Below are 25,142 nucleotides of genomic sequence, written 5' to 3' on the forward strand. Positions count from 1 at the left end.
CGGCACGGCCGCGCGGGACGGAAGCAGGGGCTCAGGTGGAGAAGACGGATGTGCGGCCGCGTGGGCTGCTGGCGCTGCCCGCGGTCTGGGTGCCGACCCGGCTGTTGCTGCTCCTCTTCGTCTTCAAGGTGTTCGTCTTCCCCGGTCCTGACGTCACCGGCGATGTCTCGGTGATCTACCACGGCTGGTACGAGACGCTGCGCGGCGGAACGTTCCCTCTGGACGACGTCACCTGGCAGTACCCGCCCGCCGCCGCGCTGGCGATCCTCTCCCCCGCGCTGCTGCCCTTCCTCGGCTACGCGGAGGCCTTCTACGTCCTGGTCGTCCTCGCCGACCTCGCGGTGCTCGCCCTGCTGACCTACTCCGGCACCCGGCCGGGCCGCACCCCGCGCGGCGCCTGGGTGTGGGTGGTGGGCGTGCCGCTGCTCGGGCCGACGGTGTACGCGCGCTACGACGTGATGGTGACCGCGGTGGCGGTGGCCGCGCTGCTCGCGGGCGTCCGGCGGCCCCGGGTGCTGGGCGCGCTGGCGGCGTTCGGGGCGATGCTGAAGGTGTGGCCCGCGATGCTGCTGGTGGGTGTGGTGCGGCGGCGGGCGTGGGCCGCGGCGGCGGTGACGGCGGGGGTGATCGCGGCGCTGTTCACGCTGACCATGCCGGGCGCGTTCGCGTTCCTGACCTTCCAGCGCGACCGGGGCACCGAGGTGGAGTCGCTGGGCGCGCTGGTCTTCCATGTGGCCCGGCACTTCGGCTGGGAGGGCCGGGTCCTGCTGAACTACGGCTCGGTGGAGTTCCTCGGGCCGCACGTGCAGACCGTCAGCACGGTCGCGCTGACGCTGACCGGGATGGCCTTCGGCTGGCTGCTGGTGTGGCGGATGCTGGCGGTGCGGTTCCTGCCGCACACGGCGGCGGACGCGGCCTTCGTGGCGGTGCTGCTGTTCACGGTCACCAGCCGGGTGATCAGCCCCCAGTACCTGGTGTGGCTGGTCGGTCTGGCCGCGGTCTGCCTGGGCTTCCGGGCGAGCAGGATGCACCGCCCGGCCGTCCTGGTGCTGACCGCGTGCCTGGTGACGACGCTGGAGTTCCCGCTGTGGTTCGCCCATGTCGTGGCCAGCGACGCGCTCGGCGTCACCCTGCTGTTCGTCCGCAACGGCCTGCTGGTCCTGGCCACCGTCCTCGCGGCCCGCGAGCTGTGGCGCGCGACGACCCGGCCGGAGGCCGTGGAACCGGTGGCCCCGGTCAGCCGAACTGAACCCGCAGATACGCCCGCCACCGCTCGGTGAACTCCTCGGGCGTGATGCCCAGCACCTCGCGCAGCGCGCCCTCCACCGCCCCCGCCCGCCGCGGGTGCGCGCCCACGGCCCGGTAGAACTCCCCGAGCCGGTCCTCGCCCCAGTTCTCGGCGATCAGCCTGCAGGCCAGCCAGCCGCCCTCGTAGGCCTGCGCGAGGGCGGCGGCGTCGCCGGTGAAGGCGAAGTCCTCGTCGGTGGGCAGCCGACGCGGGCCCCGGCCCTCGGCGACCGTGCGGGCCAGCTCCGGCGCGGCCTCGGCGGGGGTGCGGCCGGTGCCGCGGTACCCGGCCCAGTCCGCGTACCCCTCGGACAGCCACAGCGGGGTGGCGGCGTGGGTGTGGGCGCGGGTGGCGACATGGGTGGTCTCGTGGGTGAGGACGACCTGTCGGCCGACGGCGCCGAGGACGCCGTACGCGTCCGGGTTGACGATGATCCGGTCCGCGGTGGCCCGGGCACCGACCTCGCCGGTGGTCACCGCGGCGATGCCCCGGTAGGCGGAGGCGGGCGAGCCGAGCAGGGCCGCCATGTCGTCGAGCGACTCCGGTACGACGACCACGACGCGTCGGCTCCACCGGGTCCCCCAGGCCTCGGTCACCGCCGGAACCGCCCGGTCCGCCAGCTCGGCGTAGCCGCGCAGCTCCTCGGGGGACTGTCCGATGCCCAGCACCAGGCTGCGTTCACCGCGGACGGTCCGCACCGGGCCCTGGTCCCAGGGCTGCTGGGCGGACTGGTGCGCGGGCCGGTCGGAGACCACGTCCCACGCTCCGTCCGCGTCCCGGGCCAGCTTCAGCACCCGGCCCGTGACGACCGGCGCGGGGTCGTAGCCGTCGAGGCGGTAGCGCAGCCGGGCGTCCGCGGTGGCGGTGTCGCCGGTCAGCCGCAGCCCGGTCAGCTCGTAGGACCAGGCGGCCAGCGGCACCGACCGCAGGTTCCCGAACCCGACCGTGCTGCCCGTGCTCCGGTACGCCGCCAGGTCCCGGTCGAGCACGGCGGCGGCCCTGCGGTCCAGCAGCCGCCGCACCTCCCCCTCGGCCCGGTCGGACGCCGACCCCCCGCCGCACCCCACCAGGGACACGAGCAGCGCACAGACCGCCACCACCGCGGATATCAGCACCCCGAACCCGGGCGCCCGCCCTCGACCAGCCATCTGTCCGATCGTACGGGGGTACGAGCGGCCCGCCAGCCCCTAGATCCTGGTGACCGTCGCGCCCGGGATCATCCCGACCGGGTCGTAGCGCACCGGCGCACCGGGGTAGGGGGCGTGGATCACCTGGCCGTTGCCCATGTACATCGCGACATGGCTGGCGTCGGAGCGGTAGGTCACCAGATCGCCGGGGCGGGCCTGGGAGAGCGGTACCTGCTGTCCGGCGTACCGCTGGCCCTGGGAGGTGCGCGGCAGGGCGACCCCGGCCTGGGCGTAGGACCAGTGCATCAGGCCCGAGCAGTCGAAGCCGCCGGGCCCGGCCGCGCCCCAGACGTACGGCTTGCCGAGCGCGGAGCGGGCGGCGGCGACCGCGGCGGCGGCGCGGCCCGAGGCCGGGACGGCGTTCCCGAGGTCGGGCAGGTCGGTGCGGCCGGAGCGGGAGGTGCGGTCGTAGGCGTCGCGGTCCTCGTCCGGGAGGGAGTTGAGGAGCTGGCGGGCCTTGGCGAGTTTCCGCTCGACGGTGCGCTTGTGCGCGGCGACCGCCTTCCGGCTCTTCTCGAGTTCACCGAGGGAGCGGGTGGCCTCGGCACGGTCCTGGGAGAGTTCGCGCATGGCTTCCTGGAGGTCGGCCAGTTTGCCCGCGTGGTGGACGCTGATGCGGTCCAGGACGGAGGCCTTGTCGAGGTAGTCGGCCGGGTCGGCGGAGAACAGCAGCTCCATGGAGGGGTCGAGACCGCCGGAGCGGTACTGGGCGCCCGCCAGTGAACCGAGCGTCTCCCGCAGGGAGTTGATGTGCTCCTGCTGGCGGGCGACGCGGTCCTGGACGGCGCCGACCTCGTCGCGCAGCGCGTCGGTGCGCTCATGGGCCTTGTTGTAGTCCTCGGTGGCCTTCTCGGCCTGCGCGTAGAGGCGGTCGACCTCGGCGCGGGTGTCGTCGTGCGGCGCGGCGAGCGCCGGCAGGGCGCCGAGGGCGGCCGCGGCGGCCGACAGGACGGAGACCGCGACGGCGGCACCCCGGTTGAAACCGGAGGCCGGTTGGCGGCGATGGGACCCCACGGGAAGCCGTGCTCCTTCCGCTTGCGGACAGGGAAACGCGGCAGACAGTAGCCCCGTGGCGGGGGCGCGGCCAAAGACCTTGGCGGGCACGCACGGTGACGCCCCGCCACTGACGCAGGTCACCGGCGGGGCGTGGGGTCATCGGGGGTCGCGTGAATTCGCCCGAACGGGCGGCATCGTGTCCCGATCTTGGACCGGGCTCAGATGCGCACGCCGAACTGGTACGGCATGTTGTTGATCGACTCGTAGCGCACGACGGTCCCGGTGCGCGGGGCGTGCAGGACCTGGCCGTTGCCCGCGTAGAAGCCGACGTGGTGCAGGTCGCCGTAGAAGAAGACCAGGTCGCCGACTTGGAGGTCACTCTGCGAGTAGATGCGGGGGCCCGCGCTGGCCTGCGCCTGCGAGGTGCGCGGGATGGCTATGCCAGCCTGCGCGAAGGCCCAGGAGGTGAGGCCGGAGCAGTCGAAGGACGAGGGGCCGCTGGCGCCGTAGACGTAGGGCGAGCCGATCTTGCTCTGGGCGGCCGAGTAGGCCGAGGCCGCCCGGCCCGTGGCGGGGGCGCTGGGCGTGGTGAGGGCGGTGCGCTCGCTGGCGCGGGTGGCGCGCTCCTCCTCGGCGGCGAGGGCGGCCTTCTCGGCGGCGGTGAGCGTGTTGAGCAGCTTCTGCGCCTCGGCGAGCTTGGCCTGCACCTCGGACTTCTTCTTGCCCAGTTCGGTCCGGGTGGAGGAGAGGTCCTTGAGCTTGCCGGAGGCCTCGGAGCGCTGCTGGGCGAGTTCGCGCTGCTTGACCTGGATCTTCTTCAGCGCCTCGACCTGCTGGCCGCTCAACTGGTCGAGCGTGGAGGCCTTGTCGAGGTAGTCGTCCGGGTCGGCGGAGAGGAACAGCTGCACGGAGGGGTCGATGCCACCGCTGCGGTACTGGGCGCTGGCCATCGAACCGAGGCCGTCGCGCAGGTCGTTCAGCTCCTCCTGACCGCGGGCGACGTTGTCCTGGATGGTGGAGATCTCCTTCTGGAGCTTCTCCTGCTTCTCCTTGGCGCCGTTGTACTTCTCGGTAGCGTGCTCCGCCTCTTCGTAGAGCTTGTCGACCTTCGCCTTGACCTCGTCCTTGCTCGGCTTCTCACTGGGGGCGGCGTTGGCCGCCTGGGAGCTGAGGGCGACGGCTGCGGCGGCTGCCGTGGTCAGCACGGTCACGCGCGTGCGGCTCGGCTGCTTGGGTCGACGGTGGGACGCCACGGAGGCGGACTCCTTCATGTGAGTTACTGCCCGCTCGGAGGTTCGAGGCCAGACCCTAGTGACCCAGTTGTGATCAGTTCAAATTCTGAGCTGAAAAATCTCGTCACAGCGCTCATTCTTTGCACTTGGGTCACAACCAGTGATACGCCCCTGACACAGTGCTGCACCGCAACCCCATCAATTCCGGCATGACGCCTGAACGTTGCGGTTGGGGTGAACGTCAGGAAAGCCGCGTGCGGGAGAGCGTCAGGAGAGGCGCTTGAGGAGAACCGCCGACGCCACCGGGCGCGCGCCCGCCCGGGCCACCCCGTCGGCGACCTCGCGGTCCGTGGAGGCGACGATGACCGGTCGGCCCGGCGGCTCGGCGCGCACCAGTTGCCGGATCAGTTCGTCGGCGGTGACGCCGGGCTTGGAGAACAGCACCCGCACCCCGCGCGGCGGCGCGAGCAGCACCGGCGCGACCAGTTCGGCCCCGTCGAAGACACAGGTCACCTCGGCGCCGGTCTGCGCGGCGAGCTGGGAGAGCTGGCCGAGCAGCCGCAGCCGCTGCTGCTCCAGGGGCATCTGGGGGTAGCCGGTCTTGGTGACGTTGTAGCCGTCGACGACCAGATGGACCTGGGGCAGCGCCAGCAACTGGTCGAGGATCGCCGGGTCGTGCTCGGACAGCGCGCGGGCGGCGATGTCCTTCGGTGTCATCCGGCCCGGCTCGACCGCGTCCACGGTCTCGGCGGGGCGTACGGAGACCGGTGGCAGCGCCAGCTCCCGGCGCAGCCCCTGGGCCGCGTCCAGCACGGTGTCGAGCAGCAGCCGCACCCGCATGTCCTCGACGCTGCGGCCCTCACGGGCGGCGCGCCGGGCGGCCTCGAGGGCGGCCTCCGCCTCGCCGAGCCGGGCCTTCAGACGCCGGGTCTCGCTCTCCGCGGCGGACACCTGGGTCTGGCCCTCGGCGCGGACCGTCTCCATCTCGCCCTGGATCCTGCGCAGCGCCGCCTCGCCGCGCTTGACGTCGCTGAGGGCGGCGCGCAGCTTGCGGTGAAGCGATTCGGCTTCCTTCTTCGCGCCGTCCAGTTCGGCACGCAGCCGCTCGGTCTCGGTGCGGGTCTGCTCCCGGGCGGCGGTGAGTTCGGCGCGCAGCCGCTCCAGCTCGGCGCGGCTCTCCTCGTCGGCGCGCTCGGCGTCCGCCCGCTGGGCCTCCTCACCGGCGGCGGTCACCAGCTTCACCCAGCCGGTCGGGCGCAGCACGTAGGCCGCGGACGCCACGTCCAGCGGGTCCGCGGCCGGGGGCGGTGAGCCGGAGTCGAGGGCGCCGGTCAGCTCCGGCTGCGCCTCTCTCAGCTTCTCGCCGATGCGCTGGCGGAACAGCGGATCGGTCTCCAGCGCCGCGGCCATCGCGTTGCCCGCGAACTTGGCGCGACGGTTCGGGGCGAACCGGGCGTACTGCCTGAGCTGTGCGGGCAGTTCGGCCACGGTCAGCCCGCCGAAGCCGTCGGCGACGATCTGTACGACCTTGCGGCGCACCGCTTCGGGCAGCGGACGGTCGAGCACCTCAGCGGCGCCGTCGCCCGGCCCCCCGCCTGTGGTCTCCACCATCCGTCACACCTCAATGTCCGTACGGGGCCGCCTCCCGATCAGGAGTCGGCTCCCGGCCTGTCCACCAGCTCCACCTGGTCCACCGCGTTGCACCAGCGACAGCGCACCGACTCGATGGTCTCACTGACCACCTCGCGCTCCTCGACCTTGGGCGCACCGGCCAGGTCGAGGTGGACGTACTCGACGACCTTCGACGAGCGCGTCACGTCGAAGCGGGTGAGGTTGCCGCACAGGGTGCAGCGCCACCGCGTCGTGGCGGTCGGCAGGGGAACCGTCATCGCGCCTGTTCTCTCCTTCTAGTTTCCGTGATGCGCCAGTTTCCCCGGCGCATGTGGCACGTAACCCTACGGCCTGGCGGGGACCCGACGCCCGCCCGCTCGCGGCGGCGAGGCGATCTGTGCGTGCGCGTCCCGTTACGTCATGCTCTATGTCCATGATCAGCGCTTGGAGCACGGTGGCCCTCAGGGCGAGCAGATCGATGCGGCGGCCGACCGCGCCGGTGACCCACACACTGATCGCCCTGTGCTGCCTGATCTTCCTGGCGGGCCCCGCCTCGGGCCTGAGTCCGGCGTACGGCTCCGGGGACGAACTGCTCATCGCGCAGCGCGCCTACTTCCGGCGCTGGGGCGTCGTCCCCGCAGATCTGTTCGAGGGTTCCGCCCGTGCCGTTCTCACCCCCGCGACGGCCCTCTTCGTCCATGGCAGCTGGGTGCATCTGCTCGGCAACATGCTCTTCCTCTACGTCTTCGGCGCGATGACCGAGGAGCGGATGGGCCGCGTGCAGTTCACCCTCTTCTACCTCGGCTGCGGCTGCCTCGCCCTGCTGGGCTACGCGGCCGCCAACGCCGACTCCCAGCAGTCGCTGGTCGGCGCGTCCGGCGCGATCTCGGCGGTCCTCGGCGCGTTCCTGTTCCTCTTCCCCGACGCCCGGGTCACCAGTCTCCTGCCGTTCCTGTTCTTCCTGCCGGTACGGTTCCCCGCCTGGGTCGTGCTGCCCTTCTGGGCGGCCCTCCAGTGGCTGGCGGCGGGGCGGGCCACCCAGGGGCCGGGCGTGGCCTATCTGGCCCACCTCCTGGGCTTCGGCCTCGGCTTCTGCTTCGCGTGGGCCCGCTTCGGCCGTACGACTAGAGTGAAGGCGCCCCCAGCTCCGGCCCCCGAGGGAGAGAACCAGCCGTGATCACCGCGATCGTCCTCATCAAGACCAGCGTGGACCGGATCCCCGAGATCGCCGAGCAGATCGCCTCCCTGGAGAGCGTCAGCGAGGTCTTCTCCGTGACGGGCACGTACGACCTGATCGCGATGGTGCGGGTGCGTGAGCACGAGGACCTGGCGGAGGTCATCCCCGGCCGCATCAGCAAGATCCCGGGCGTCGAGGCGACGGACACGCACGTGGCCTTCCGGACGTACTCCCAGCACGACCTGGAGGCGGCGTTCGCGATCGGGCTGGACAGCTAGGGCGGGCGACCGGTCGGGCCGAGCGCCCACGCCGAGCGGCACCCCCCCTCCCCCGCACTCACCAGATGAAGAGTTCTTCATCCGCCGCTCATCCCACCCACGGCCCCCGGGCGCACTGTCGAGGCATGGTCTTCTCCCGCCGGATGGCGGCGCTCGCCGCTGTCGTGCTCATCCCGCTCGGTATCGCCGCGACGAGCTTCGCGCTGACCGACAGCCCCGACCCGCCGAAGGTGCCGCCCGCCGTGGAGCTGGAGAGCGGTTCGCCCTCGCCGAGCCCTTCCGCGTCGGTGCCGGACGACGAGGTCGTGTCCCGGCCCCCGGTGACCGCCGACAGCCCCACGGGTGACGACGACGATGACGACGACGGACACGGCCGGGACGACGACGGCACCGGTGACGACGGCACCGGTGACGACGGCTGACCGCCCCCGGCGCCGGATCTCCGCCCGGGTCCGGATTCTGCTCTGGCTGCTGCTCGTGATGACGGTCGCGCTCGGGTCGGTCGCGGCGACCACCCGCACGATCCTGCTCAGGGATGTCGACCACCGGGTCAGCGGTCTGCTCGCGCAGGAGACGGGTGAGTTCGCCAACTTCGAGGAACGGGGGCTCGATCCGCAGAACGGTCGGCCCTTCACCGACCCGCACCGGCTGCTGTACGTGTTCCTGGAGCGGCAGTACGCCGATCCCGACGAGGAGCTGATCGGGCTCGTGCAGCGGGCGGGCGAGCCGGACCCCGCGCAGATCAGTCAGCCACGGAGCATTCCGGTGGCGCTCCCGCTGCACCGGGACGCCGAGGCCCGCCGCCGTGTCTTCGACTCGCCGCACTCCTCCGGCACCCTGGACCGGCCCGACGGCGAGATCCGCTGGGCCAAGGTCGAGATCGCGCGGCACGGCAGTGCACCGGACGCCGCGTTCGTCGTCGCCTTCCACCCCGGGCGCGAGCAGGAGGGCGCGGACGACGTCTTCCGCATCCTGCTCGCCATCTCCGGCGTCGCCCTGCTGCTCACCACCGGCATCGGATGGGTGGTCGCCGGACGGATCCTGCACCCCGTGCGACTGGTGCGCGGCGCGGCGGCGCAGCTCACCGAGCAGGACCTCACCCGCCGTATCCCGGTGCGCGGCCACGACGACATCGCCGCCCTCGCCGAGACGTTCAACGCGATGCTGGACCGGCTGGAGCGCGCCTTCGCCGCGCAGCGGCGGTTCGTCGACGACGCCGGGCACGAACTGCGCACCCCGATCACCATCGTGCGCGGTCATCTGGAGCTGATGGGCGACGACCCGGCCGAGCGGGAGGAGACCGTCCGGCTGGTCACCGACGAGCTGGACCGGATGAGCCGGATCGTCGAGGATCTGCTGCTGCTCGCCAAGGCCGAACGGCCCGACTTCGTCACCCCCGAACCGGTCCAGCTCGCCGAACTCACCGCCGACGTCTACGTCAAGGCCCGCACCCTCGGCCCCCGCGACTGGCAGCTCGCCGAGGTCGCCGACCGTGAGACCACGCTCGACGCGCAGCGGATCACCCAGGCGATGGTGCAGCTGGCGCAGAACGCCGTGCAGCACACCGCCCCCGGCCAGACCATCCGCATCGGCTCCCGCGCCGACGGCGGCCGTGTCGAGCTGTACGTCGCCGACAGCGGTCCCGGCGTCCAGCCGCAGGACAGCGAGCTGATCTTCGAGCGGTTCCGGCGCGGCACGGCCCGTCGCGGCGCCCGCGGCTCCGGCGCCGGGCTCGGTCTGTCGATCGTCAAGGCGATCGCCGAGGGACACGGCGGCCGAGTGAGCCTGCGCCCCACCGAGGGCGGCGGCGCCACCTTCGTACTCACCCTGGAAGAGGCACCCACATGAACCGGATCCTCATCGTCGAGGACGAGGAACGCATCGCGTCCTTCGTCCAGAAGGGTCTGCACTCCAACGGCTTCACCACCACCGTCGTCGGCGACGGCGACACCGCCTACGAGTACGCCCTGACCGGCGGCTTCGACCTGGTGGTGCTGGACATCGGGCTGCCCGGCCGGGACGGCTTCACGGTGCTGCGCGAACTGCGCGAGGCCCGCGTCACCGTCCCCGTGATCGTGCTGACCGCGCGGGACTCCGTACGGGACACCGTCGCCGGTCTGGAGGGCGGCGCCGACGACTGGATGACCAAACCGTTCCGCTTCGAGGAACTGCTCGCCCGGGTACGCCTGCGGCTGCGTACGGCGGCCAGGGCGCCGGAGGTGACGGTGCTGCGGTCCGGCTCGCTCAGTCTCGATCTGCGCACCCGTCGCGCCCGCGCCGACGAGCGGACCGTCGACCTGACGGCCCGTGAATTCGTGCTGCTCGAGCTGTTCCTGCGCCATCCGGGGCAGGTGCTCTCCCGCGAGCAGATCCTCTCCCACGTGTGGGGCTACGACTTCGACCCCGGCTCGAACATCGTGGACGTGTACGTGCGCGCCCTGCGCAAGAAGCTGGGCGCGCAGCGGGTGGAGACGGTACGGGGGATGGGTTACCGCCTCTCGGCGTGAAATCCTCTTCATGTCCGGCTCATCGACCGCTCACCGCCCGGGTGAACGCTCGATGACGTGACACTCAACCCACGGTCGGCCATCGCCCTGTGCGCGGCGCTCTCCCTGTGCGCCCTGCTGGCGGTACCGGCCAACTTCCCCTCCCTGGGCGGCGACGCGCGCCTCACCCTCGCCGTGTTCGCGCTGGCGACCTGCGCCTGGATCGGCACCCCGGTCGACGACACCTATATCGCGCTGGGCGCCGGACTCGCGCTCACCGCCACCGGCGTGATCAGCAGCGACACCCTCTTCGGCACCCTCGGCGACCCCACCGTATGGCTGCTGATCTGCGCCTTCGTGCTGGCGGCGGCGGTCACCCGGACCGGGCTCGCGGGCCGGGCGGCGGCGTTCCTGGTCGGCGGGGCCCGCACCGTACGGCAGTTGACGCATCTGACGACGGCCGCGCTGGTCGTCACCGCGTTCGCCGTGCCCGCCACCTCCGGCCGGGCCGCGCTCGCGCTGCCGGTGTTCCTGGCCCTGGCCAAGGCGCTCGCCGACCGCCGACGGCTGGTGGTGATGCTGGCGCTGCTCTTCCCGACCGTGATCCTGCTGTCGGCGGTGGCGACCCTGATCGGCGCGGGCGCCCATCTGATCACCGTGTCGGTGCTGTGGGAGGCCGCCGGGGAACGCGTCGGCTTCACCGAGTGGCTGCTGCTCGGGCTGCCGCTGGCGGTGGTCTCCTCCCACCTCGCCGCCGAGACCGTCCTGCTGACCACCACCCGGCGCGCGGACCGGCGCGGCCCCGTCCACATCACCGCCGAGGAGATCCAGCGCCACAGCGACAGTCCCGTCACCGGTCCGCTGACCCCCGCCGAGAGCCGCTGCGCCCTGCTGCTGGCGACCGTGGTGGTGCTGTGGTGCACCGAGCCGCTGCACCGGGTGCCGCCCGCGGTGGTGGCGCTGATCGGCGCGGTCGTCGCCGCCTCCCCCGCGCTGGGCACCGTACGCCTGAAGGACGCGCTGCGGACGGTCCCCTGGCCGCTGCTCCTGTTCATGGCCGCGACCATGGCGATGGGCGTCGCGCTCACCGACTCCGGGGCCGCCGGGTGGCTGGTCTCCGGGCTGCCCGAGGGCGTCGGGCCGGTCGCCTTCCTGGCGGTCGTCGTGGCGGTCAGCACGGTGGCGCACCTGGCGCTCCAGTCCCGCTCGGCACGCTCCTCGGTGCTCGTGCCGCTGGTGGTCGCCGCCGCCGTGGCCGCCGGGGTCAACCCCGTCGCGGCGGCGCTGGCGTCCACCGCGGCGGCCGGGTTCTGCCACACCCTGCCCGCCTCCGCCAAGCCGGTCGCCCTCTTCGCCGAGCTGCCCGGCACCCCCACCTACACCCCGCGTGACCTGCTGCGGCTGTCCGTCGTGCTGGCGCCGCTGACCGCCGCGCTGGTGCTGTTCTTCGCCGTCGCGGTGTGGCCGCTGCTCGGCGTGCCCGTGACCCCGTGACCTCGTCGTCCCTGAGTTCACTGAGGTCCCTGAGGTCCCTGCATTCCTGCATTCCCTGCATTCCCCGCATTCCCTGAAGGAGACCGCCGTGCTGGAACGAGTCGTCGTGGCCCCCAGTGGCTTCAAGGAGTCCCTGTCCGCCGAGGCCGCCGCCGACGCCATCACCGCCGGGGTGCGCCGGGTACTGCCGGAGGCCGAGATCGACCCGGTCCCCCTGGTGGACGGGGGCGAGGGCACCGCCGCCGCGCTCGCCGCCGCCACCGGGGGGCGGCTGGTCGCCGTGACCGCCACCGGCCCCGTCGGCGCCCGCCTGGGCACCCACTTCGCCCTGCTCGGCACCGACGGGACCGCCGTGGTGGAGATGGCGGCCGTGGCCGGACTCTCCCTCGTCCCCCGGGCCCTGCGCGACCCCGGCGCCACCACCACGTACGGCGTCGGCGAACTCCTCCGCGCCGCCCTGGACACCGGCGTGCGGCGGATCCTCGTCGGCTGCGGCGACTCCGGCACCTCGGACGGCGGCGCGGGCGCGCTCCAGGCGCTCGGCGCCCGGCTACTGGACGCCGACGGCCGCGAACTCCCGCACGGCGGACGGGAGTTGGTCCGACTCGTCCGCGTCGACGCCTCCGGCCTCGACCCCCGGCTACGGGACACGGAGCTGCGCGTCGCCTGCAACCCGTACAACGTGCTGTGCGGCGAGCGCGGAGTGGCCCGGGTCTTCGGCCCGCAGAAGGGCGCCACACCCGCGCAGGTCGAGCAGTTGTCGGCCGGGCTGGAGAACTTCGCGTACGTCCTGACCCGCGACCTCGCCCCGCCCGGCACCGACCTGCGGCAGGGGCCGGGCACCGGCGCCTCGGGCGGGCTCGGCGCCGGGCTCGCCGCGCTGGGCGCCCGGCTGCTGCCGCGCTTCGAGGTGCTCCTCGGCCATCTGGACCTGGACGCCCGGCTGGCCCGCGCCGACCTGGTGATCACCGCCGAGGGCGCCCTGGACCACCAGACGCCGCGCGGGAAGGTCCCCGCCGAGGTGGCCCGGCGCGCCAAGCTGTCCGGGCGCCCGGTCCTCGCCCTGGCCGGGACCCTTGGCGAGGGCGCCCACGAGGTGCCGGGGGTGGACGCCTGCCACGGGATCGTGCCCGCGCCGATGGAGCTGGCCGAGGCGCTGGTGCGGGGCGCCGAGCTGCTCACCGACGCCACCGAACGCGCCGTACGGATAATCCTGCTGGGCGCCCGGCTGCCGACTCACCCGGCGGTCGCGGGCACCCGCCTGCCGTCCGCCGTGCGCTGACCGCACGGCGTGGCCACCAGCTCGCGCACGGCCCGTACGAATCGGTCGACGTGTTCGTCCGGGGTGCCCGCGCCGAAGCTGACGCGGACGGCGTTGAGGTCGCCGGGGGTCTCGCAGTCGCCCTCGGCCGCCGGGTCGCCGCCCAGCAGGGTGCGGACCAGCGGGTGGGCGCAGAACAGGCCCGCGCGCACCCCGATGCCGTACCCGGTGGACAGGGCGGTGGCGAAGTCGGCGCTGTCCCAGCCGTCGACGACGAAGGAGAGCACGCCCACGCGCGGGGCGTCGGCGCCGAAGAGGGACAGGAACCTGACCCCGGGCACATCGGCCAGACCCGCGCGGACCCGGTCGATCAGGTGGCGCTCCCTCGCGACCAGGTTCTCGAAGCCCGCTTCGGTGAGCGCCTGGCAGGCCGAGGCGATGGCGTGGGCGCCGATGACGTTGGGCGAGCCCGCCTCGTGCCGGGCGGCGCCCTCGTGCCAGGCCACCTCCACTCCCCCGTCCGGGCGCCGGACGACACTGCGGCTGGCGCCGCCGCCCGCGAGGTACGGCTCGGCGTCCCGCAGCCAGTCGGCGCGCCCGGCCAGCACACCGGAGCCGAAGGGCGCGTACAGCTTGTGCCCGGAGAAGGCGACCCAGTCCACGTCCAGGTCACGGACGCTCACCGGGTGGTGCGGGGCGAGCTGGGCCGCGTCCAGGACGATCCGGGCGCCGTGCGCGTGCGCGGCGGCGGCCAGCTCGGCCACCGGCCACAGCTCGCCGGTGACGTTGGAGGCGCCGGTGACACAGACCAGGGCGGGGCCGTGCGGGTCACGGTCGGCCAGGGCGCGCTCCAGGAGGGCCACGGCCTCGCGCGGACCGCGCGGGGCGGGCAGACAGCTGACCCGGGCGTGCCGCCAGGGCAGCAGGGCGGCGTGGTGCTCGGTCTCGAACACGAAGACCTGGCACCCCTCGGGCAGGGCGGCGGCGAGCAGGTTGAGGGAGTCGGTGGTCGACCGCGTGAACACCACCTGGTCGTCCTCCCGGCACCCGAGGAACCCGGCGACGGTCCGCCGCGCCTTTTCGAACAGCTCGGTCGACAGCTGCGACAGGTACCCGGCCCCCCGGTGCACGCTCCCGTAGTACGGCGCGTACGCGGCGACGTCGTCCCAGACCCGCTGCAGCGCGGGCGCGCTGGCGGCGTAGTCGAGGGCGGCGTAGGGCACCTCGCGCCCATCGGCGAGAGGAACGATGACATCCCCACCCAGAACGGGCAGCGGGGCACAAACGGATGTGGCGACGGACATGGCGAACTCCCGTGACAGGAAAGAGAGAAGGAGAAGAGGTGCGCGGAGGCGGGGCTCGGCGGCCCTATCGCATTCGCTGGCTCACGGAAGAACTCCTCGACGACCGCGCTTGCCATGAACCTTGCTGTTCACGGCCTGGTCCTCACCCGGGGCACCCCGCCACGGACGGAGGGTTGCCGGACAGCCAGCCGGGGCCTAACAGCTGTCACTCATGACCTGGTACAGCATCCTGCCATACGATCTTCGGTACGCAAGGGCGCGGTCCGGATAATGGACCGCGCCCTTGCGGAACTCACGCGTTGCTGATCGCCACCCAGCGGTCCAGGGTGCGCTTGGCCGCGCCCGAGTCGATGGACTCCGCCGCCTTCTCCATGCCGAACCGGATCCGGTCCACCAGCGGCCCGTCCTCCGGCTCCAGCGCCGCGAGCGCCGCCGCCGAGTTGAGCAGTACGGCGTCCCGCACCGGACCCCGCTCACCGTCCAGGAGCCGCCGGGCGACCTCGGCGTTGTAGGAGGCGTCGGCGCCGCGCAGCGCCTCCACGGGCACCCGGGCGATGCCGACGTCCGCCGGGTCGAAGGCCTCCTCGGTGACCTTGCCGTCCCGGACGACCCACACCCGCGAGGTCGAGGTGGTGGTCAGCTCGTCCAGGCCGTCGTCGCCGCGGAAGACGAGGGAGGAGTTGCCGCGCTCGGCGAGCACCCCGGCCATGATCGGTGCCATCCGGAGCGAGGCGACCCCCACGGCCTGCGCCCGCACCTTCGCCGGGTTGGTGAGCGGGCCGAGGAAGTTGAAGGTCGTCCGGATGCCCAACTGGCCGCGGGCGGCGGCCACATGACGTAGCGCCGGGTGGAACTTCACCGCGAAGCAGAAGGTGATCCCGGCCTCCTCGGCGACCTCCGCCACCCGCTGCGGCGTCAGCTCCAGATTGACGCCGAGCTTCTCCAGCACGTCGGAGGCGCCGGACGCCGACGACGCGGCCCGGCTGCCGTGCTTGACGACCTTCGCGCCGGTACCGGCGATGACGATCGAGGACATCGTCGAGATGTTCACCGTCTTGGCGCCGTCGCCGCCGGTGCCCACGATGTCGACGGTGTCCCCCGGCACCTCGATCACATGGGCGTGCTCGTACATCGTCCGGACCAGGCCGGAGATCTCCTCGACGGTCTCCCCCTTGGCCCGCAGCGCCACCGCGAACCCGGCGATCTGGGCGTCCGTCGCCTCACCGCTCATGATCCTGTCCATCGCCCAGGCGGTGGCGTCGGCGCTCAGGTCCTGGCCGTCCAGCAGGCCGTTCAGCAGAGCGGGCCAGGAACGGCCCGCCGCGGTGTCGCCTCCAGCGGGGGTCACAGCGCTCATCAGCCGCTCCTGATCGTCGTAGAGATGTCGATGGGCCCAGCCTATCCAGGTCCGGGCACGGCGAAGGGCCCCCGTCCTCCCCCAAGCTCCAAGGAGCAGGGGGTAACCCCATCTGGACGGGGGCCCTTCAGCGTGGCGTGGCGAACGCGGGATCAGTGGTGGCCGTGGCCGCTCGTGATCTCCTTGTACTCCTCGACGGTGGGCTTGGCGATCTGCGCCTCCTCGTTGAAGTACGCCTTGCTGAGCTTGACGCGCAGCTTCTCGGAGCCCTTCACCTTGCGCTCCACACCGTTCTCGTCGACCGTCGGGCCGATCTCCACCGGCTTGTACTGCTCGTGCGCCGTGAGGGTGTGCAGCTGGTCCTGGCTGAGCGGCTCGTGGATCTCGATGAACTCACCGTGCGGCAGGCGCTTGATCGTGCCGGTCTCCCGGCCGTGCAGCACCTTCTCGCGGTCCCGGCGCTGGAGGCCGAGGCAGATCCGCTTGGTGACGATGAACGCGATGATCGGTCCGGCGAAGAAGAAGATCCGGACGAACCAGGTGACCGCGTTGATCGACAGGTGGAAGTGGGTGGCGATGAGGTCGTTGCCACCACCGACCAGCGTGACCATGTACATCGTGATCCAGGCGACGCCGAACGCGGTACGCGTCGGGGCGTTGCGCGGACGGTCCAGGATGTGGTGCTCGCGCTTGTCGCCGGTGATCCAGGCCTCGATGAACGGGTAGGCCGCGAAGACCGCCAGCACCAGGCCGAAGAGGACCAGCGGGATGAACACGCCCAGGACGAGCGTGTGACCCCAGAAGTTGACCTCCCAGCCCGGGAAGTACCGGACCAGACCCTCGGCGAAGCCCATGTACCAGTCGGGCTGGGCGCCGGTGGAGACCATGTCCGGGCGGTACGGGCCGATGGCCCAGATCGGGTTGATCTGCGCGACCGCCGCGATGACCGCGATGACACCGAAGACCAGGAAGAAGAAGCCTCCGGCCTTCGCGACGTAGACCGGCATGAACGGCATGCCGACGACGTTCTTGTTGGTCTTCCCCGCGCCCGCGAACTGGGTGTGCTTCTGCACCCACACCAGGATCAGGTGGGCGACCACCAGACCGAGCATGATGCCCGGCAGCAGCAGGATGTGGAACGAGTAGAACCGCGCCACGAAGTCATGGCCGGGGAACTCGCCGCCGAACAGGAACATCGACAGATACGTGCCGATGATCGGCGTGGCCAGGATCGCGCCCTGGGTGAAGCGGACACCGGTGCCGGAGAGCAGGTCGTCCGGGAGCGAGTAACCGGTGAAGCCGGTGAACATGCCGAGGACGAACAGCGTGAAGCCGAACAGCCAGTTGACCTCGCGCGGCTTGCGGAACGCGCCGGTGAAGAACACGCGCATCATGTGCACGAACATCGCCGCGAGGAAGATCAGCGCCGCCCAGTGGTGGATCTGCCGGATCAGCAGACCGCCCCGGACGTCGAAGCTGATGTCCAGCGTCGACTTGTACGCCTCACTCATCAGCTGTCCCTGCATGGGGACGTAGCTGCCGTGGTACTCCACCTCGTTCATCGACGGGTGGAAGAACATCGTCAGGTACACACCCGTGAGGATGATGATGATGAAGCTGTAGAGCGCGACCTCACCCAGCATGAACGACCAGTGGTCGGGAAAGATCTTGCGCATGTTGTTCTTGGACAGGGAGTAGATCCCCAGCCGGCCGTCGGCCCAGTCGGCGAGGCGCTCGCCGGCCGGAGCCTTCCCGCGGGTGCGGGTCTCGGTGTTGGCGGTAGTGCTCATCCGCGCTCCCAGAATGCAGGGCCGACGGGCTCCTCGAAGTCGCCGAGCGCTTCGAGGTAGCCCTCGTCGTTCACGCCGATCCGCAGCTGCGGCAGGGCGTGACCGGCGGGGCCGAAGATGACCCGGGCCCCGTCGGACAGGTCGAAGGTGGACTGGTGGCAGGGGCACAGCACGTGGTGGGTCTGCTGCTCGTACAGCGAGATCGGGCAGCCCACGTGGGTGCAGATCTTGGAGTACGCCACGATGCCCTCGTGCGACCACTCGAGTTCGCGCTTGTCCTTGATGTCACCCGGCTGCAGCCGGACGATCATCAGGGCGGCCTTGGCGATCTCGTTGTTGAAGTCCTCGGCGTGCTCGTCCAGGCCCTCGGGCTTGGCGAAGGTCAGCGAGCCGACGGCGATGTCCGAGGGCCGCAACGGCTCGTGCGTGTTCATGTTGACGAGCAGCTTGCCCTTGCTCCACAGGGTGTGGCGGAGCTTGGTGCCGGGCAGCGGACCGAGGTCGCGCAGCAGGACGACACCGGTGAGCGGAACCAGGGTCAGCGCGCCGAGCATGGTGTTGCGCAGCAGCTTGCGACGGCCCAGCTGCGACTCGCGGGAGCCCTGCCGCCACTCCTCGTGGATCGTCTCGCGCAGCTCGGGCGACGCCTCGACCGGGTGCCGCTCCTGGACCAGCTCGTGGTCGGACATCAGGGTGCGGGCCCAGTGGACCGCGCCCGCGCCGATGGTGAACAGCGCGACGCCGAGCGTGGTGCCCAGCGCGAAGTTCAGGGCGCTGACATGGCCGAACGGGAAGATGTAGACCGACTTGTCGACCGGGATCGACACGAACGCGGCGATGAAGCCGATGGTGGCCAGCATCGACACCGTGAACAGCAGGGAGACCGCGCGCTCGGACCGCTTGGCGGCCCGCTCGTCGATGTCCTGCACCCGGAGTTCGTGCGGCGGCAGGCCCGGGTCGGCGAACGGGTGCTTCTCGTCCGCGACGCCTACCGCGCCGTGGGTGGTGTCCTGCTCAGCGGGCAGGTTCTCTTCTGGCATGTCTTGGCTACTCATGACTTCTTGGCCTTTGCGGTCCGAGCGGCGACCCAGACGGCGACCGCGATCAGTGCGCCCAGACCGAAGACCCAGGCGAAGAGGCCCTCGCTGACCGGCCCGAGGCCGCCCAGCTCCATGCCGCCGGGGGTCTCCGACTCATCGCCGTTGACCGCGTTCAGGTACGCGATGATGTCCTTCTTGTTCTGCTCCGTCAGCGTGCTGTCGGGGAACGACGGCATGTTCTGCGGGCCGGTGAGCATGGCCTCGTAGATGTGCTTCGGGTCGACACCCTCGAGGGTCGGCGCGTACTTGCCCTTGGTGAGGGCGCCGCCCTTGCCGGTGAAGTTGTGGCACTGTGCGCAGTTGTTGCGGAACAGCTCACCGCCGCGGCCGATGTCGGCACCCTCGGCGCTGTACTGCTCCTCGGTCGGCACGGCCGGACCGGAGCCGAGGGAGGCGATGTACGCGGCGAGCTGGTCGATCTCGGCCTGGGAGTACACGTTCTTCTTGCGGGGCACCTGGGCGCCCTGCGAGGTCGCGGCCGGCATCCGGCCGGTGGAGACCTGGAAGTCGACGGCCGCGGCGCCCACGCCGACCAGGCTGGGGCCGTCGGAGGTGCCCTGACCGCCGGTGCCGTGGCAGCTGGCGCAGCCGACTGCGTAGAGCTTCTTGCCCTCTTCGATGGTGAGGGACTGGGCGGTTTCGTCGGCCTGCGCCTTGCCCGCGGGCGCGAACGCGGTGTACAGCCCCCCAGTGGCCGCCAGCGCGAGGAGTAGGACGACGACCGCCGCCAGCGGATGGCGTCGTCGTGCGGAGAGCTTTTTCACGGATTACCCCGGTGTCAGGATCTTCTGCGTCGATGCTTCGGGAAGGTTCGGGAGCGGGCCCGGCTACTTGATCATGTAGATCGTGGCGAAGAGGCCGATCCAGACGACATCGACGAAGTGCCAGTAGTAGGACACGACGATGGCGGCGGTCGCCTGCTCGTGGGTGAATCTCCGGGCCGCGTAGGTGCGGCCGAGGACCAGCAGGAAGGCGATGAGTCCGCCCGTCACATGCAGTCCGTGGAAGCCGGTGGTCAGGTAGAACGCCGAGCCGTAAGCGTCGGAGGAGAGCGAGAGCCCCTCGTGCTTGACCAGCTCGGTGTACTCGTACACCTGACCGCCGACGAAGATCGCACCCATGATGAAGGTGACGATGAACCACATCCGGAGCTTCTTCACGTCACCGCGCTCGGCGGCGAACACGCCGAGCTGGCAGGTGAGGGAGGAGAGCACCAGGATCGTGGTGTTCGTCGCCGAGAACGGGAAGTTCAGGGCGTCGGCCTGTTCCTTCCAGAAATCGGGACCCGTCACCGATCGCAGGGTGAAGTACATCGCGAAGAGGGCCGCGAAGAACATCAGCTCGGAACTCAGCCAGATGATGGTTCCGACGCTGGTGAGGTTCGGTCGGTTGACCGACGGGTGCGCGTGCCCGGTATCTACTGTCGTTGCTGTCGCCACGACCGACATTATGTCGGTCGCTTATCCCGCCCTCACTCCGGGGGGTGCCGTTCGGAGTGTTGCTGGCCCGCGACCGGCCCTGACGAGGTGTTCAGCGCGGCTGTCCGAGGGAGTAGCATCCGCCGTAACAGGCCTTTCCGTACGACGCTGACGTCCCGGAGGAAGCATGCAGCCGACCGCCACGGTGCTGGTCTACAGCGACGACTCAGGCACGCGCGAGCAGATCCGGCTCGCGACCGGGCGACGGCCTGCTCCGGACGTGCCGGTGGTGGAGTTCTTGGAGTGCGCGACGCCGCAGGCCGTGATCCGGGAGCTGGACAAGGGCGGCATCGACGCCTGTGTGCTGGACGGGGAGGCCGTGCCGATGGGGGGCATGGGCGTCTGCCGCCAGATCAAGGACGAGGTGTTCCACTGCCCGCCGGTGCTGTTGCTCATCGCCCGTCCGCAGGACGCGTGGCTGGCGACGTGGAGCCGGGCGGACGCGGCGGTGACCGCGCCGGTGGAGCCGGTGGAGTTCGCGCAGGCGTTGGCCGGGTTGCTGCGGGGGCCCGCGTCGTTGAGCGCCTGAGCGGTGGGGCCGCTCTGATCGCTGGCGGGTTGCGGGTCGTCGGTGGCTGGCCGCGCGGTTCCCCGCGCCCCTTCGGGGGCGTCACGTCGCCGTCGGCTGCAGGCGGGCCGTCTGTTCCTGGTTCGCTCCCTGGGGCGTGCTCCTGACCAGGGCACTGCCTTCGCGCCACTTCTGCCAGGGGACGTTCCAGTCGCCGAAGCCGTTGCCGAAGGGTTCCATGATGTCGCCCTCGGAGTTGACGACCTTGACCAGGTCGCCCTCGCGGACGTTGTCGAAGAACCACTCGGCGTTGGCGGTGCTCATGCCGACGCAGCCGTGGCTGACGTTGGCGGAGCCCTGGGAGCCCACGGACCACGGGGCCGCGTGCACGTACTCGCCGCTCCAGGTGACCCTGGTGGCGTAGTAGACGGGCAGGTCGTACGACTCCGCCGAGCCCTCCGCGATGCCGATGCTGGTGCCGCGCATGCGTACGAAGTACTCCTTGCCGAGGACCACCTTGACGCCGTTGCGGGTCTCGAAGCCGGGCTTGCCCGTGGTGACCGGGATGGACTTGATCTCCTCGTCGTTGCGGTAGACCGTCAGCGAGTGCGAGGCGGCGTCGGCGACGGCGACGACCCGGTCACCGGTGGTGATCTTCAGTGGCCTGGCGGTGCCGCCCCAGAGGCGGTCGCTGACCTTGATGCCGTCGAGGGTGCTGCGCACCTGGACGGTGGCCTCGGTGGGCCAGTACTCCTTGGGGCGGTAGTGGAGTTCCTTGTCCGACACCCAGTGCCAGGCGCCCTCCACCGAGGGCCGGGACTCCACCTTGAGGCCGCGTTCGACGATGGCACGCTGTGCCCTGACCTTGACGGGCTCGCTCAGTTCGGCGGTGAGGGGCTGGCCCACGCCGTAGGTGCCCGACTTGGGGCCGAAGGTGACGTTCAGCCGCTTCTGGGTGAGCGGCCTGCCGGTGTCGAAGGAGAGGACCCGGCGGCCGGGGGCGCCGTCGTCGTCCTCCGTGCTCACCCGGACCGTGTAGTGGGCGTTCGCGGCCAGCGGTGAGGTGCTGTGCCAGCGGCTGCCGTCGGCGGCCAGTTCGCCCGCGACACGGCGTCCGGCGGCGTCCACGGCCGTGACGTCCGTGATGCGGCCGTCAGAGCCCTCGGCGATGACCTCCAGGGGCTTGCCGGGGTCGGCCTTCTTCCCGTCGTCCGTGGGGCCGTTGAAGGAGATCTGGTCCGACGCGTCGTACGGGGCGGACGCCAGTGGGTTGCCGTCACCGCCGCCGCAGGAGGCGGCGCCCGCGCCGAGCGCGAGCACCAGCAGCGTGCGGCCGACGGTGGTGCGGGTGCTGTGACTCATGACCTCACGCTAGGGAGCGCCGTCGGCGTCGGCGCGCCGAGTGACCCGTCCGGGGGAAGGCCAGGGGGCGAAACGACGGAGCCCGGACCCTCCTGACGGAGTGTCCGGGCTCGTCGTACGCGCGGCGTGTGCTACTGGGTGCGGTTCTCACCGCGGTAGTACTCGAAGACCCAGCCGTAGATGCCGACCAGCACCAGCGGGGCCGAGAAGTACAGCAGCCACCAGCCCACCGCGATCGAGAGGAAGGCGAAGGCGCCGCCGATGGCCAGCGACAGCGGCTGCCAGCTGTGCGGGCTGAAGAAGCCCAGCTCGCCCGCGTCGTCCGCGACGTCCGCGTTCTTGTTGTCCTGTGCCCCGGCGTCCACCCGCCTGGCCGTGAAGCCGAGGTAGAAGCCGATCATGATGGCCAGGCCGAACGACAGGAAGAGGGCGGTGGTACCGACCGGTTCCTTCGACCACAGGCCGTAGACGATGGCCATGATCAGGAGGAACAGGCTCAGCCACATGAACAGCTTGCCCTGGATCTTCACTTGCCGGCCTCCTTGCCGCTCGCGAGGACGGCCGCCGACGCACCGCCGGAGCCCAGCTGCTCGTACTCGGTGATCTCAGGGTGGTGCAGGTCGAACGCGGGGGATTCGCTGCGGATCCGCGGCAGGGTGAGGAAGTTGTGCCGCGGCGGCGGGCAGGAGGTCGCCCACTCCAGGGAGCGGCCGTAGCCCCACGGGTCGTCGACGCCGACCGGCTTGCCGTACTTGGCCGTCTTCCAGACGTTGTACATGAACGGCAGGATCGACAGGCCGAGCACGAACGAGCTGATCGTCGAGATGGTGTTCAGGGCGGTGAAGCCGTCGGCCGCGAGGTAGTCCGCGTACCGGCGCGGCATGCCCTCGGCGCCCAGCCAGTGCTGGACCAGGAAGGTGCCGTGGAAGCCGATGAACAGCGTCCAGAAGGTGATCTTGCCGAGCCGCTCGTCGAGCATCTTGCCGGTCCACTTGGGCCACCAGAAGTGGAAGCCCGCGAACATGGCGAAGACGACGGTGCCGAAGACGACGTAGTGGAAGTGCGCCACCACGAAGTACGAGTCGGAGATGTGGAAGTCCAGCGGCGGCGAGGCCAGGATGACACCGGTCAGACCACCGAAGAGGAAGGTGATCAGGAAGCCGGTCGCCCAGAGCATCGGTGTCTCGAAGGACAGCGAGCCCTTCCACATCGTGCCCAGCCAGTTGAAGAACTTCACACCGGTCGGGACCGCGATGAGGAACGTCATGAAGGCGAAGAACGGCAGCAGCACACCACCGGTGACGTACATGTGGTGGGCCCACACCGTCACGGAGAGACCGGCGATCGCGATCGTCGCGGCGATCAGACCCGAGTAGCCGAACATCGGCTTGCGGGAGAAGACCGGGATGATCTCACTGATGATGCCGAAGAACGGCAGCGCGATGATGTACACCTCTGGGTGGCCGAAGAACCAGAAGAGGTGTTGCCACAGCAGCGCTCCACCGTTGGCGGAGTCGAAGATGTGCGCCCCGAACTTGCGGTCCGCCTCCAGGGCGAACAGCGCGGCGGCCAGCACCGGGAAGGCGAGCAGCACCAGCACACCGGTCAGCAGCACGTTCCAGGTGAAGATCGGCATGCGGAACATGGTCATGCCGGGGGCGCGCATGCAGATGATCGTGGTGATGAAGTTGACCGAGCCGAGGATGGTGCCGAAGCCGGAGAAGGCCAGACCCATGATCCACAGATCGGCGCCGAGTCCCGGCGAGCGGACCGCGTCCGACAGCGGGGAGTAGGCGAACCAGCCGAAGTCGGCCGCGCCCTGCGGGGTGAGGAAGCCGCCGACCGCGATCAGCGAGCCGAACAGGTAGAGCCAGTAGGCGAACATGTTCAGCCGCGGGAAGGCGACGTCGGGGGCACCGATCTGGAGCGGCATGATCCAGTTCGCGAAGCCCGCGAACAGCGGCGTCGCGAACATCAGCAGCATGATCGTGCCGTGCATCGTGAACGCCTGGTTGAACTGCTCGTTCGACATCAGCTGCGTACCCGGACGGGCCAGCTCGGCGCGCATGAACAGCGCGAGCACACCGCCGATGCAGAAGAAGGCGAACGACGTGACCAGATACAGCGTTCCGATCGTCTTGTGGTCGGTGGTCGTCAGCCACTTCACCACGACGTTGCCGGGCTGTCGGCGCCGGACCGGCATCTCGTCCTCGTAGTACGAGGGCTCAGCCGCCGAGGCGCCCTGAGGTTCGTTGACGATGCTCACAGGTTGTTCGTCTCCCGGTTCTTCTCGTGGCTCGTCTGCGCGATGCCGGCGGGAACGTAACCGGTCTGCCCCTTCTTCGCGAGGTCCTTGAGGTGCTGCTCGTAGCGCTCAGGGGAGACGACCTTCACGTTGAACAGCATCCGGGAGTGGTCGACACCGCACAGCTCGGCGCACTTGCCCAGGAAGGTGCCCTCCCGGTTGGGGGTCACCTCGAAGGCGTTGGTGTGGCCCGGGATGACGTCCTGCTTCATCAGGAACGGAACCACCCAGAAGGAGTGGATGACGTCCCGCGAGGTCAGGACGAAGCGCACGCGCTTGCCCTCGGGCAGCCACAGGGTCGGGCCCGGGTTGCCGGTCTGCGGGTTCTCCTCACCCGGGGTGCCGCAGGTGTAGACGCCACCGGCGTCGGCCGGGAAGTCCTCCCGGTAGCGGTCCGGGACCGCGTCCAGTTCCTTGGCCTTCTTGGCGTCGCCGGTGGAACCTTCGACGTTCTCGATGTAGTTGAAGCACCAGCTCCACTGGAAGCCGACCACGTTGACCGTGACGTCGGGCTTGTCCTCCAGCTCGAGCAGCTTCGATTCGTCACGGGCCGTGAAGTAGAAGAGCACCGAGACGATGAGAATCGGTACGACCGTGTACAGGGCCTCGATGGGCACGTTGTACCGGGTCTGCGGAGGGACCTCCACCTTGGTGCGGCTGCGCCGGTGGAAGAAAGCACTCCACAGGATCAGGCCCCACACCAGCACGCCGACGGCGAGCGCGGCAGCCCAGGATCCCTGCCACAGGGAGAGGATCCGCGGAGCCTCTTCCGTGGTTGGGGTGGGCATACCAAGGCGGGGGAAGTCCTCCCATGTGCAACCGGTGGCGGTCGCCAGGACCAGGCCCGCGGTCAGTGCCTGCAGCAGCTTCCGCCGCATCGGGCGCCGCGGCGAGCGGTCGGAGCCGTTGGGACTCACGTAGCGCCTTC

The 25,142-nt window shown here is 70.9% G+C and carries 24 protein-coding genes and 1 riboswitch; of the genes, 9 read left to right on the forward strand and 15 right to left on the reverse strand.

The genetic code is table 11. The annotated features are described in order from the left end of the window. The first annotated feature begins 35 nt into the window (after window positions 1–35). Entirely contained in the window at window positions 36–1,280 is a 1,245-nt protein-coding gene (locus ACFVQG_RS16830; RefSeq protein WP_383382779.1) for a glycosyltransferase 87 family protein, read from the forward strand. Here the strand turns inward: ACFVQG_RS16830 and ACFVQG_RS16835 are convergent. The 5 genes from ACFVQG_RS16835 to ACFVQG_RS16855 form a co-directional block, all read right to left on the reverse strand. Continuing rightward, on the reverse strand, window positions 1,237–2,436 hold the full coding sequence (locus ACFVQG_RS16835; protein WP_383382782.1) for a hypothetical protein: 1,200 nt from the start codon (window positions 2,434–2,436) through the stop codon (window positions 1,237–1,239). The genes ACFVQG_RS16830 and ACFVQG_RS16835 overlap by 44 nt on opposite strands. A 39-nt stretch (window positions 2,437–2,475) precedes the next feature. After that, the gene (locus tag ACFVQG_RS16840) at window positions 2,476–3,489 is read right to left on the reverse strand and encodes an NlpC/P60 family protein (protein ID WP_383382785.1); all 1,014 of its coding nucleotides are present in this window, start codon (window positions 3,487–3,489) and stop codon (window positions 2,476–2,478) included. A gap of 200 nt (window positions 3,490–3,689) precedes the next feature. Next, entirely contained in the window at window positions 3,690–4,724 is a 1,035-nt protein-coding gene (locus tag ACFVQG_RS16845) for an NlpC/P60 family protein (protein ID WP_383382788.1), read from the reverse strand. 246 nt (window positions 4,725–4,970) lie between these two features. Next, entirely contained in the window at window positions 4,971–6,314 is a 1,344-nt protein-coding gene (locus ACFVQG_RS16850; protein WP_383382793.1) for an NYN domain-containing protein, read from the reverse strand. Window positions 6,315–6,352: 38 nt separating this feature from the next. Next, window positions 6,353–6,592, reverse strand: a complete 240-nt coding sequence (locus ACFVQG_RS16855) for a hypothetical protein (protein WP_189260670.1) — start codon at window positions 6,590–6,592, stop codon at window positions 6,353–6,355. Window positions 6,593–6,747: 155 nt separating this feature from the next. Between ACFVQG_RS16855 and ACFVQG_RS16860 the strand changes: the two genes are divergently transcribed. From ACFVQG_RS16860 to ACFVQG_RS16890, 7 genes are all read left to right on the forward strand, one after another. Beyond that, the gene (locus tag ACFVQG_RS16860; RefSeq protein WP_383382797.1) at window positions 6,748–7,491 is read left to right on the forward strand and encodes a rhomboid family intramembrane serine protease; all 744 of its coding nucleotides are present in this window, start codon (window positions 6,748–6,750) and stop codon (window positions 7,489–7,491) included. Beyond that, window positions 7,488–7,769 carry an Lrp/AsnC family transcriptional regulator gene (locus tag ACFVQG_RS16865; protein ID WP_210919017.1) on the forward strand — a complete coding sequence of 94 codons (282 nt, stop codon included), beginning with the start codon at window positions 7,488–7,490 and terminating at the stop codon, window positions 7,767–7,769. The genes ACFVQG_RS16860 and ACFVQG_RS16865 overlap by 4 nt, the downstream gene beginning before the upstream one ends. 125 nt (window positions 7,770–7,894) lie before the next feature. Continuing rightward, window positions 7,895–8,191, forward strand: a complete 297-nt coding sequence (locus ACFVQG_RS16870) for a small secreted hydrophilic protein (RefSeq protein WP_383382802.1) — start codon at window positions 7,895–7,897, stop codon at window positions 8,189–8,191. After that, entirely contained in the window at window positions 8,124–9,617 is a 1,494-nt protein-coding gene (locus ACFVQG_RS16875) for a sensor histidine kinase (protein WP_383382807.1), read from the forward strand. The genes ACFVQG_RS16870 and ACFVQG_RS16875 overlap by 68 nt, the downstream gene beginning before the upstream one ends. Continuing rightward, window positions 9,614–10,276: a response regulator transcription factor gene (locus tag ACFVQG_RS16880; protein WP_383382809.1), complete on the forward strand. Its 663-nt coding sequence runs from the start codon at window positions 9,614–9,616 to the stop codon at window positions 10,274–10,276. Before ACFVQG_RS16875 ends, ACFVQG_RS16880 begins: the two co-directional genes overlap by 4 nt. 57 nt (window positions 10,277–10,333) lie before the next feature. After that, on the forward strand, window positions 10,334–11,749 hold the full coding sequence (locus ACFVQG_RS16885) for an SLC13 family permease (protein ID WP_383382812.1): 1,416 nt from the start codon (window positions 10,334–10,336) through the stop codon (window positions 11,747–11,749). A gap of 88 nt (window positions 11,750–11,837) precedes the next feature. Continuing rightward, a complete protein-coding gene (locus ACFVQG_RS16890) occupies window positions 11,838–13,031 on the forward strand; it encodes a glycerate kinase (protein WP_383382815.1) in 1,194 nt (397 codons plus the stop codon). On the opposite strand, the gene ACFVQG_RS16895 is transcribed toward ACFVQG_RS16890, so the two are convergent. The 6 genes from ACFVQG_RS16895 to ACFVQG_RS16920 form a co-directional block, all read right to left on the reverse strand. Then, on the reverse strand, window positions 12,986–14,314 hold the full coding sequence (locus ACFVQG_RS16895; RefSeq protein WP_383382818.1) for an aminotransferase class V-fold PLP-dependent enzyme: 1,329 nt from the start codon (window positions 14,312–14,314) through the stop codon (window positions 12,986–12,988). The genes ACFVQG_RS16890 and ACFVQG_RS16895 overlap by 46 nt on opposite strands. A gap of 100 nt (window positions 14,315–14,414) precedes the next feature. Further along, window positions 14,415–14,531: riboswitch (SAM riboswitch) on the reverse strand. Window positions 14,532–14,606: 75 nt separating this feature from the next. Continuing rightward, on the reverse strand, window positions 14,607–15,671 hold the full coding sequence (gene trpD / locus ACFVQG_RS16900) for an anthranilate phosphoribosyltransferase (protein WP_383382821.1): 1,065 nt from the start codon (window positions 15,669–15,671) through the stop codon (window positions 14,607–14,609). 152 nt (window positions 15,672–15,823) lie between these two features. Then, on the reverse strand, window positions 15,824–17,461 hold the full coding sequence (locus ACFVQG_RS16905) for a cytochrome bc complex cytochrome b subunit (RefSeq protein ID WP_383382824.1): 1,638 nt from the start codon (window positions 17,459–17,461) through the stop codon (window positions 15,824–15,826). After that, on the reverse strand, window positions 17,458–18,516 hold the full coding sequence (locus tag ACFVQG_RS16910; RefSeq protein ID WP_383382827.1) for a Rieske 2Fe-2S domain-containing protein: 1,059 nt from the start codon (window positions 18,514–18,516) through the stop codon (window positions 17,458–17,460). Before ACFVQG_RS16910 ends, ACFVQG_RS16905 begins: the two co-directional genes overlap by 4 nt. Further along, a complete protein-coding gene (locus ACFVQG_RS16915; protein WP_383382832.1) occupies window positions 18,513–19,325 on the reverse strand; it encodes a c-type cytochrome in 813 nt (270 codons plus the stop codon). Before ACFVQG_RS16915 ends, ACFVQG_RS16910 begins: the two co-directional genes overlap by 4 nt. Window positions 19,326–19,388: 63 nt before the next feature. Continuing rightward, on the reverse strand, window positions 19,389–20,009 hold the full coding sequence (locus ACFVQG_RS16920) for a heme-copper oxidase subunit III (protein WP_210919028.1): 621 nt from the start codon (window positions 20,007–20,009) through the stop codon (window positions 19,389–19,391). 157 nt (window positions 20,010–20,166) lie between these two features. Between ACFVQG_RS16920 and ACFVQG_RS16925 the strand changes: the two genes are divergently transcribed. Further along, window positions 20,167–20,568: a hypothetical protein gene (locus ACFVQG_RS16925; protein ID WP_383382837.1), complete on the forward strand. Its 402-nt coding sequence runs from the start codon at window positions 20,167–20,169 to the stop codon at window positions 20,566–20,568. An 81-nt stretch (window positions 20,569–20,649) separates the two neighbouring features. Here ACFVQG_RS16925 and ACFVQG_RS16930 read toward each other — a convergent pair whose 3' ends face one another. From ACFVQG_RS16930 to coxB, 4 genes are all read right to left on the reverse strand, one after another. Then, window positions 20,650–21,909, reverse strand: a complete 1,260-nt coding sequence (locus ACFVQG_RS16930; RefSeq protein ID WP_383382840.1) for an Ig-like domain-containing protein — start codon at window positions 21,907–21,909, stop codon at window positions 20,650–20,652. 131 nt (window positions 21,910–22,040) lie between these two features. Beyond that, entirely contained in the window at window positions 22,041–22,439 is a 399-nt protein-coding gene (locus ACFVQG_RS16935; protein ID WP_383382843.1) for a cytochrome c oxidase subunit 4, read from the reverse strand. Continuing rightward, entirely contained in the window at window positions 22,436–24,175 is a 1,740-nt protein-coding gene (gene ctaD / locus ACFVQG_RS16940; RefSeq protein WP_383382846.1) for a cytochrome c oxidase subunit I, read from the reverse strand. The genes ACFVQG_RS16935 and ctaD overlap by 4 nt, the downstream gene beginning before the upstream one ends. Beyond that, window positions 24,172–25,131: a cytochrome c oxidase subunit II gene (gene coxB / locus ACFVQG_RS16945; RefSeq protein WP_383382849.1), complete on the reverse strand. Its 960-nt coding sequence runs from the start codon at window positions 25,129–25,131 to the stop codon at window positions 24,172–24,174. Before coxB ends, ctaD begins: the two co-directional genes overlap by 4 nt. Window positions 25,132–25,142 lie beyond the last annotated feature (11 nt).

It is taken from the genome of Streptomyces sp. NPDC057877 (assembly GCF_042796855.1).
GTDB lineage: Bacteria > Actinomycetota > Actinomycetes > Streptomycetales > Streptomycetaceae > Streptomyces.

Coding starts and splice junctions, on each gene's coding strand:
- ACFVQG_RS16835 (WP_383382782.1), bottom strand. CDS start 2,436: ATGGCTGGTCGAGGGCGGGCGCCCGGGTTCGGGGTGCTGATATCCGCG.
- ACFVQG_RS16850 (WP_383382793.1), bottom strand. CDS start 6,314: ATGGTGGAGACCACAGGCGGGGGGCCGGGCGACGGCGCCGCTGAGGTG.
- ACFVQG_RS16855 (WP_189260670.1), bottom strand. CDS start 6,592: ATGACGGTTCCCCTGCCGACCGCCACGACGCGGTGGCGCTGCACCCTG.
- ACFVQG_RS16860 (WP_383382797.1), top strand. CDS start 6,748: ATGATCAGCGCTTGGAGCACGGTGGCCCTCAGGGCGAGCAGATCGATG.
- ACFVQG_RS16870 (WP_383382802.1), top strand. CDS start 7,895: ATGGTCTTCTCCCGCCGGATGGCGGCGCTCGCCGCTGTCGTGCTCATC.
- ACFVQG_RS16875 (WP_383382807.1), top strand. CDS start 8,124: ATGACGACGACGGACACGGCCGGGACGACGACGGCACCGGTGACGACG.
- ACFVQG_RS16880 (WP_383382809.1), top strand. CDS start 9,614: ATGAACCGGATCCTCATCGTCGAGGACGAGGAACGCATCGCGTCCTTC.
- ACFVQG_RS16895 (WP_383382818.1), bottom strand. CDS start 14,314: ATGTCCGTCGCCACATCCGTTTGTGCCCCGCTGCCCGTTCTGGGTGGG.
- trpD (WP_383382821.1), bottom strand. CDS start 15,671: ATGAGCGCTGTGACCCCCGCTGGAGGCGACACCGCGGCGGGCCGTTCC.
- ACFVQG_RS16905 (WP_383382824.1), bottom strand. CDS start 17,461: ATGAGCACTACCGCCAACACCGAGACCCGCACCCGCGGGAAGGCTCCG.
- ACFVQG_RS16910 (WP_383382827.1), bottom strand. CDS start 18,516: ATGAGTAGCCAAGACATGCCAGAAGAGAACCTGCCCGCTGAGCAGGAC.
- ACFVQG_RS16920 (WP_210919028.1), bottom strand. CDS start 20,009: ATGTCGGTCGTGGCGACAGCAACGACAGTAGATACCGGGCACGCGCAC.
- ACFVQG_RS16925 (WP_383382837.1), top strand. CDS start 20,167: ATGCAGCCGACCGCCACGGTGCTGGTCTACAGCGACGACTCAGGCACG.
- ACFVQG_RS16930 (WP_383382840.1), bottom strand. CDS start 21,909: ATGAGTCACAGCACCCGCACCACCGTCGGCCGCACGCTGCTGGTGCTC.